The following is a 7,850-nucleotide window of genomic DNA, read 5'->3' on the forward strand; positions in this document are numbered from 1 at the left end:
CCAATATCGGCGCTCCGGCCGTTTCTCAAGCGGTTCGGGTTCTCTTCTGCACGATACGGCTCTAAGCCCCGTATTCACGCGGGAGAGAGGCGCTAACGGCGGTGGGTAGAGCGAAACAGAATCAAAACTCCGTGGAAGGTGGTTTCGGCCACGTTACCCCTGGGGGAAAGACGGGCCACACGCCCCAGCACACACAGTAGCGGCGACTATCGACGCCAACCATGGCCCGGACTACCGGCGACAACCGGCGAAAGACCGGCTGTCCCGGCGAGAATCAAGAGATTAGGACCGGCGACCTACCGGCGACCTACCGGCGACCACTGCCGACGGACCGGCGCCCGGCGTTGACCACGGGCGGGACTACCGGCGAGAACCGGCGAAAGGCCGGCTGTCCCGGCGAGAATCAAGAGATTAGGACCGGCGACGGACCGACGGCGGACCGGCGACGCGTCGGCCGGTAGTGGGCGCCCGGTACCGGCGACTACCGACCGCTACCTGGGGGTCGAAGCGGGGATTGTCGCCGCTACATACCACGGGCCTTCTATCTTACACGGCCAAGTGTCCCCATGGTTTATTACAGACGGGACAGATGTTGTAGACATGGGTGGAACAAACCTTACCGACGCGGAATTGTCGACCGACAAATGCCCCGAGCGCCCGGGCGGACCTGGCCCGGAGAGCCACGGCGTCGAGCGCGTCGAAGACCCCGACGACCTGGACGCCTTCTTTGTCAGCCGGTGCGTGTGGTGTGATTCGGTCTTTGAACGGTACGACACGGAACGGGACTACCTGGACGCCATGCAGGGGGCCACGAATGAGTAAAGCCGTCGAGAACCCGGACGAAGAGACATTCCAGAACCGTCGCGAAGAGGATTGTCCCGGACACGATCCCGATGTAGAGGATTTGACCGGGAGTCATAGCGTCTCTTACAAACTCCCCGACGATCCCAACGTGGCCGTTCGTAGCGTGTGTGTATCCTGCGACGAAGTGCTCGGGGAGTGGGGGGCGAAGTGGCGAATGGTCGAAGCCACCCGCGTTCTCCGGATTGGTGAGTGTCCCCGGTGCGATAAGCCCGCCTGGGTCGGACCACACTCCAAATGCCGGCATATAGACGGCGACGTGTGGCATGAATCGTGTCGAATGAAGGAGAAATACGGCTTCGAGGATACCGACGGTGACGCCCCGATCGCGAGTAACCCGAAGAAACCGTACAATCTACACCGAACGGTGACGACGGAGATAAATCGTGAAGCCTTCGAGTGGGACGAATACCTATACACGCGGTACTGGGAGGACCACGGGCGCCACAATTTACCGACGCGGAACGACCTAACCCCGTCTCAGCTCGAGAGACTACGGGAGTGGGCCACCGGGGAGAACCCGACGGGCGACGAATTACTTCATGAAAAGGATAATCAGGTCGGCGTGTTCCCGGCTGAGTTCGTCTTAGTGGGCGGGTATATGTCGGACGTCGCGGAGAAATGGATTTGTCCGGATTGTGGGGAGATCGTCGAGCCAAAAGATGGTGAATACTCCATCGACCTACGCGCGACCTGTGCGTACTGTGGTAGCGATCGGTGGCTCACGGCGGGGGAGATTATGGAAGAAAGTGTCGAAGAAACATTCGCGCCGCTATCCGACCGCGAGAGCCAGGTTATCAGGATGGATATGACGAATATACATACGGACACGGAGATAGCCGACGCGCTTGATGTCCAGCCGTCAACGGTGCGAGAGTACCGGGAGCGGGCGAAGTCAAAAGCAAAGCGCGGGAAAAAGTTGTACGACCACCTTAGCGCGGCTGGGATACTACGCGAAGAATAGCCGACGGCCCGCGTGTTCTCCCCTTCGACACACGCCTTTGCCGACTTATTATAGAAGACGCCAACACCACCCGCCGATTCCTGCCTATACCCGGGTGTTCTCGAAGTGTCTCTTAGTTTTTAGTGCTATGTTCTTCTAAGAAGATACTATGAGGTTAGAATCGACGGGGAGGCGCGACCAATACAAAGTGTGGCTAGCAGACGAAGAGTTAGACACACTCCGCCGCCACGCCGGGAGCACACGGAACGACCTAATCCTACAGCTCGGCGGCTACGTCGGGCTCCGCGCCTTCGAGATACCCCAAGTTACACCCCAACACGTTAAGCGGACGTCCGACGGCTCGAACTATCGGCTCCGTGTCCCCGAAGGGAAGGATACGACCGGGAACGGGGGAAAGCCCCGCGACGCCTACCTCCCCGCGGCGGTCGAGCGGGACCTACACCGATACCAGCAAGAAAACGACCTACGACCGTCCGACCCCTATGTGTCGCTCACGGAGTCCGGGGTTCGAGCTGTCGTGAAGCGGGTGGCCGACGCGACCGCCGACGAAACCGGCGACGACGACTTTCGACACGTCAGCAGTCACGATCTCCGCCGACGCTTCGCACAACGGCTACTTGTCGACGAACGAATGAACCCGCGTGTGATTATGGCCGTTGGCGGCTGGGATAGCTTCAACGCGATAGAACCGTACCTGAACGCCCCGAGCGAACGGGTGATTAACGACGCCTTCGAGGGCGTCGACTTGGGGGTGTGACCGCATGAGCGAAGAAGTCGACCCCGAGAACCCGCGTCCGGACGGTCATTACCCACGGTTCGACAGCAACGAATGGCACTACGTCCCGGACGACCTGGCCGGGACGATCTCTCTCGGGCCAGCTGGCGACGGAGAACCCGGCCAGGATTAGGTTCTCACCTACACGCCCGAGCGTCGCGACGACGCCGATCGCGAGAAAGTGCTAGTTCGACTAACGCCCCGGGCGCTCCATGAGCTGTATGTCGAGACGAAAGGGCTCGACGTTGAGACGCGGCAAATGGGCCACCGCGCCGAGGACGCCGTCCAGCCTCTGCTATTCGTCGGCGACGCCGCTCCAGGTGTTCGTCGCGCCGCCGTCGACGACCAGGGACTCGCCGGTCACGAAGTCCGAGAGGGGGCTGGCGAGGTAGAGGACCGCGTCCGCGATGTCCTCCGGCTCTCCTACCCGACCCAGCGGGGCCACCTGGCGGTAGGTTTCGGACGCCGTCGCGTCACCGTCGAATATCCCTAAGTCCTGCCGCGTCATCGCCGTCTCGACAACGCCCGGACAGACCGCGTTCGCCCGGATGCCGTGGGGACCTAACGCGGCCGCGACCGCGTATGTCATCAGGCGGACGGCACCCTTTGAGGTGCAGTAGTGGACGCCTGTCCCACGGCCTGTGATGCCGGAGATGCTTGCGACGTTGACGATGGCGCCCTCCCGGCCGGCCTCAACCATCCGCTGGGCAGCTGCCTGCGACCCGAAAAACGGGCCAACAACGTTGACCGCCATGATCTCGTAGAGGTCCTCCTCGCTGATCTCCAGGAAGCCGTCACTCCGGGAGACGCCCGCGTTGTTGACCATCACCGAGATGCCGCCGAGTTCCTCGGCGGTTCCGACGGCCGCCTCCAAGTCCCCAACCTGGGTCACATCACAGTTGGCATAGGCCGCGTTCCGGCCGTACTCCTCCTGTACTCGCTCGTGGGTCGGCGTCCCACCCTCGCGAGGGTCGGGCTGGAGGTCGGCCACAACAACGTCTGCGCCGTGCTCCGCCAGCCGCAGGCTGATTCGGCGCCCGATCCCGCTCGCGCCGCCGGTTACTACCGCGATGTCGTCCGACAGGAGTTCAGTCACGCGTATGAACTCCACGTTTTGAGTAATAAAGACAGCGTCCGGCCGTGAACAACGACATCACACCGGCTGTCGGAGGGAGGCACAGTGGCGAGCAGCAGACGAACTCGGTTAGCGGGGACAGTTTGGGAGGCTTTTGCCGTGTTCTATCAGTCCCCCTGCACCGGAGTCTACCCACGGACAAACCCCGAGCCCCGAGACGGGTCGGTGCAGACGACCGATGAGGCCGAGCTTGAACGACCCAGGAGGGGCTTTCGGCTCCCCTCTCGGTGAGGGGGCAAAGACCCGGGTCCCGCAGGGGAACACGTCGGAGACCCTCGATACCGAACCTGCCAAACGTTAATGAGCGGGTGGTGCGGTGAGGAGAGCATGAGAGACACACATATCGTCGGGCTGGGAACTACCCCGTTTGGGGTGCTCGACGAGGGAATACAATCACTCGGCACCCGGGCCATCTCGCGGGCGCTCGACTCCTGTGAGGTGACGCGTGGCGATGTCGAAGCCCTCTATGTCGGCAACTTCGTCGGTGGCATCCTCGAAGGACAGGGAGCCGTTGGACCGATTCTGGCCGACAACACAGGAGTTGCCGGCGTTCCCGCGATGACGACTGAGGGGGCGTGTGCGAGCTCTGGCATCGCGTTCGCGCAGGCCTGCCAGGCGATTGCGACGGGTGTCTACGACGTGGTCGTCGTTGGCGGTGTCGAGAGTATGACCGGCGCCGACACTTCCCAGTTCACACAGGCGCTCGGGAGCGCCGCGGACAGGGCCACAGAGGGACAGACTGGGCTGACATTCCCGGGGTTCTACGGCCTCTATCTCGACCGATACATGGCGGAGTACGGTGCGACCCGGGAGGAGGTGGCGGCCGTGGCGGTCAAGAACCGCGAGAACGGCGTAGCCAACCCCCGCGCTCGCTTCCGTGAGCCGGTGACCACGGAGGAGGTCGTCGACTCGCAACTCATCGCCGACCCGCTCCGGATGTACGACTGCTGTCCGGCTGCCGATGGCGGGGCCGCGGTAGTGCTCGCGGCCGATGACTGCGCCGCGGAGTTCACCGACGACCCACTCCCGATCCTCGGCTGGGGGCACGCGACAGGGCGGAGTGCAGCCTACCGCTACGAGGACCTGACGACGCTCGAAGCGACGACCCGGGCCGCCGAATCCGCGTACACACAGGCGAACATCCGGCCCGACGACGTCGATGTCGTGGAACTTCACGACTGTTTCACGCCCGCCGAAATCGGTGACTCGGAGGATCTTGGCTTCTTCGAGAAGGGGAAGGGCGCTGTCGCGGTCGCGGAGGGACGAACCGCCGTCGATGGCGACCTGCCTATTAATCCGAGCGGCGGCCTCCTCGCGAAAGGGCACCCCGTCGGGGCGACCGGTATCGGCCAGATTTATGAGGTGTGTCGGCAACTCCGTGGCAACCACGAGAACCAGGTCGTGGACGCCGACGTCGGACTCACCCACAACTTGGGCGGTAGCGGCGTCGTCTGTACGGTGACGGCGGTCGGAGGGCCGAGCCGTGTCTGAGTTCCCTGCGGTGCGGTGTCCGGGCTGCGGCACGCTCTATGGCCACCCCGTGCCCGCGTGTCGTGTATGCGGGAGTGAAACGTTCAACGAGGTCTCGATTGCCGGCGAAGGGACCGTCTACGCGAGCACAGTCATCCGCGTCCCGGGTGCCGACAACCAGGGTGAGGAGCCCTTCGAGGTCACCCTCGTTGACCTGCCGGAGGGTATCCGTGTGACCGGGCGCATCGAGGGTGTCGCCGACCTCTCGCCTGGCGACGATGTCGTCTTTGAGGCCGAACGTGAGGGGACCTTCGTTTTCGAGCCGGTCTAACTGATCTGCCGGTCCGAATCCTCCCAGTACGGCTCACGGAGGGCCTTTTTGTCCACCTTCCCGTAGGGTGTAGTCGGCAGGTTCTCAACGAACTCGACGCTCTTTGGCTTCTTGTAATCGGAGAGACGCCCGTCCACATAGGAACGGACGTCTTCGGCGGAGATGTCGGCACCCTCTCGGGAGACGACGACGGCGTGGACGGCCTCGCCCCAGTCGTCGTGCGGGACGCCGATGACAGCGACCTGTGCAATACCATCGTGGCCGTCAAGAGCGTCCTCGACCTCGGTGGTATAGACGTTCATTCCGCCGGAGATAATGACGTCGCTCCTCCGGTCGAGGAGGTAGACGTAGCTGTCCGCCCCCTTCCGCCCGATGTCGCCGGTCCGGAGCCAACCGTCGACTACCGTCTCGGCGGTTTGCTCCGGGCGGTTGTAGTAGCCGTCCATGGTGTAAGGTGAACGTAGGAGTACCTCGCCGACATCGCCGGCCGGTAGCGGGTCGGTATCGGTGATATCGTCGGGGTCGGCGATACGGACATCGACCATCGTCGCGGGCTTGCCACAGGAGGTAATCCTCTCGCTCCCCTTCTGGTGGTCCTTCTTCGGGAGTACGGTTCCGACATCGGGCATCTCCGTCTGACCGTACAGTTGGATGAATACCCGACCAAAGCCGTCAAGCGCCTCACTGAGACGTTCGGGTGTAATTGGTGCCGCCCCATAGACGATGGTCTCGATGCCCGAAACGTCCGTCTCCTCGAACCGGTCGTGGTCCAGCGTCCGATATATCATGGTCGGGGCGAGGAACGTCCAGGTGACGCCGCCGGTCTCGACGGTGTCGAGGAACTCGCCGGGGTCGAACCCCTGTGTGATAGTGAAGTGAGCGCCCTTTAACATGCCGCCCATGTGCATGTATCCCGCGGCGTGGGGCAACGGCGTCATGATGAGCATCTCCTCGTGGTGCCGGATGTCGAGGTCAGTGACGTGAGCGAGCATGTTCGCCGCGAGGATACCGTGTGTCTGGCGGACCCCCTTTGGCTTCCCCGTCGTCCCGCCGGTGTACGACAGCCTGAGCAGGTCGTCGGGGCTAACTGTGACGTCGGGACCCTCCGAGTCGCCGCGGTCGAGCATCGACGACAGCGACACCGTGTCCTCGGGTGGGTCGTCGGCGACGGCGACCGCGAGCTCCAGGCCGGGGAGGTCGGGGCGGATATCGGCGAGCGTGTCAGCAAACCCCTCGCCGACGACCACACCTCTCGCGCCCGAGTCCGAGAGCATGTAGCGGAACTCGTCGGCGGCAAGCATGTCGTTCAGCGGGACGTTCACGTAGCCGCCGCGAACACACGCGAGATTCGCGGTGAGATAGTCGAGTTGATTCGACATCATGACGCCCAGGAAGTCCCCCCGCTCGAACCCGGCATCGGCGAGCGCGTCGGCGAGACGCCCAGCGCGTTCCCACGCCTCGTGGTACGTCCACGTCTCCTCGCCGAAGGTGGCGACCGGGTCGGACGCATAGCTCCGAAACGCCCTCGCGAGTAACTCCTGTGCGGTCAGACTGAATGCCATGGCTCGAATTGCCGCAACGAGCAATTTATAATTTCGCTCGACACAGGGGAACCAATGTCAGATCAGGTGTACTACTACGACGACCTCGCTGTCGGAGACACATTCGAGACTCGCGGGCGGACAGTTACCGAGTCACACCTGGTGACCCACGCGGGGAATACGGGTGATATGAACGAACTTCAAACGAATGCCGACTTCGCAGCCAACACCGAGTTCGGCGAACGCGTCGTCCATGCACCGTTGACCTACTCGATGATGGAGGGGCTCATCACCTCGGACTTCCGCGCCGAGGAGTCGAACGTCTGCTACTACGGGCTCGATTCGATGCGCATCCCCGAACCGACCTACATCGGTGATACCATCTCTGTCGACCGGGAGGTACTCGACAAGCGCGAGCGAGAGCCCGGCGGCATCGTCACTTTTGACGACGTGGTGACGACGACGGACGACCGGACGGTTTTGATCTGCGAGACGCTGGAGTTCATGCGCGCCCGGGAGAAAGACTGACACCCATCCGGCACCTCCCAGTCTCTTGTCACGCACACAGGGGGTGAGGTGGTGGACACTCAGTCTACCGCACACGAGCTGCCGGAGGCACTCACCGACCCGGGTGACGGGATTCCGGGCCAACCCCCCTGGGCCGACTGGTGTATTTATTAACGCGGCTGGGGAGCCTGGTCGACGACACGCCAGGTCCACACTCTCAACAGCCGGCTGATACTGCCGGCTGTAAGTCTGTAACGAATTTCGCG

Annotated in this window: 8 protein-coding genes and 1 pseudogene; 7 read left to right on the forward strand and 2 right to left on the reverse strand. The window is 63.0% G+C overall.

Annotated elements, in window-relative coordinates; translation table 11 throughout:
• Positions 1–600 precede the first annotated feature (600 nt).
• The 4 genes and pseudogenes from Q0925_RS06870 to Q0925_RS12375 all read left to right on the forward strand — a co-directional run.
• Positions 601–822, forward strand: a complete 222-nt coding sequence (locus tag Q0925_RS06870; RefSeq protein WP_299333237.1) for a hypothetical protein — start codon at positions 601–603, stop codon at positions 820–822.
• Entirely contained in the window at positions 815–1,825 is a 1,011-nt protein-coding gene (locus Q0925_RS06875) for a hypothetical protein (RefSeq protein ID WP_299333240.1), read from the forward strand. The genes Q0925_RS06870 and Q0925_RS06875 overlap by 8 nt, the downstream gene beginning before the upstream one ends.
• 148 nt (positions 1,826–1,973) lie before the next feature.
• On the forward strand, positions 1,974–2,582 hold the full coding sequence (locus Q0925_RS06880) for a site-specific integrase (protein ID WP_299333243.1): 609 nt from the start codon (positions 1,974–1,976) through the stop codon (positions 2,580–2,582).
• Between the two features lie 4 nt (positions 2,583–2,586).
• Positions 2,587–2,877: pseudogene (locus Q0925_RS12375) on the forward strand (hypothetical protein); the annotation flags it as partial.
• A gap of 18 nt (positions 2,878–2,895) precedes the next feature.
• Here Q0925_RS12375 and Q0925_RS06890 read toward each other — a convergent pair.
• Positions 2,896–3,696: an SDR family oxidoreductase gene (locus Q0925_RS06890; protein ID WP_299333248.1), complete on the reverse strand. Its 801-nt coding sequence runs from the start codon at positions 3,694–3,696 to the stop codon at positions 2,896–2,898.
• 366 nt (positions 3,697–4,062) lie between these two features.
• Between Q0925_RS06890 and Q0925_RS06895 the strand changes: the two genes are divergently transcribed.
• Together Q0925_RS06895 and Q0925_RS06900 are read left to right on the forward strand one after the other, a co-directional pair.
• The gene (locus Q0925_RS06895; protein ID WP_299333251.1) at positions 4,063–5,226 is read left to right on the forward strand and encodes a thiolase domain-containing protein; all 1,164 of its coding nucleotides are present in this window, start codon (positions 4,063–4,065) and stop codon (positions 5,224–5,226) included.
• On the forward strand, positions 5,219–5,536 hold the full coding sequence (locus Q0925_RS06900) for a Zn-ribbon domain-containing OB-fold protein (RefSeq protein WP_299333254.1): 318 nt from the start codon (positions 5,219–5,221) through the stop codon (positions 5,534–5,536). Before Q0925_RS06895 ends, Q0925_RS06900 begins: the two co-directional genes overlap by 8 nt.
• Here Q0925_RS06900 and Q0925_RS06905 read toward each other — a convergent pair.
• Entirely contained in the window at positions 5,533–7,098 is a 1,566-nt protein-coding gene (locus tag Q0925_RS06905; RefSeq protein WP_299333257.1) for an AMP-binding protein, read from the reverse strand. The two genes, Q0925_RS06900 and Q0925_RS06905, sit on opposite strands and share 4 nt — an antisense overlap.
• 54 nt (positions 7,099–7,152) lie before the next feature.
• Between Q0925_RS06905 and Q0925_RS06910 the strand changes: the two genes are divergently transcribed.
• Entirely contained in the window at positions 7,153–7,605 is a 453-nt protein-coding gene (locus Q0925_RS06910; protein ID WP_299333259.1) for a MaoC/PaaZ C-terminal domain-containing protein, read from the forward strand.
• The last annotated feature ends 245 nt before the right edge of the window (positions 7,606–7,850 follow it).

Origin of the sequence: Haloplanus sp. (assembly GCF_028275055.1) — an archaeon.
Taxonomy (GTDB): Archaea; Halobacteriota; Halobacteria; order Halobacteriales; family Haloferacaceae; genus Haloplanus.

Bases quoted from the DNA above. Each gene is read 5' to 3' on its own strand.
- Q0925_RS06895 (WP_299333251.1), top strand. From the start codon at position 4,063: ATGAGAGACACACATATCGTCGGGCTGGGAACTACCCCGTTTGGGGTG.
- Q0925_RS06880 (WP_299333243.1), top strand. From the start codon at position 1,974: ATGAGGTTAGAATCGACGGGGAGGCGCGACCAATACAAAGTGTGGCTA.
- Q0925_RS06905 (WP_299333257.1), bottom strand. From the start codon at position 7,098: ATGGCATTCAGTCTGACCGCACAGGAGTTACTCGCGAGGGCGTTTCGG.
- Q0925_RS06910 (WP_299333259.1), top strand. From the start codon at position 7,153: ATGTCAGATCAGGTGTACTACTACGACGACCTCGCTGTCGGAGACACA.
- Q0925_RS06870 (WP_299333237.1), top strand. From the start codon at position 601: ATGGGTGGAACAAACCTTACCGACGCGGAATTGTCGACCGACAAATGC.
- Q0925_RS06875 (WP_299333240.1), top strand. From the start codon at position 815: ATGAGTAAAGCCGTCGAGAACCCGGACGAAGAGACATTCCAGAACCGT.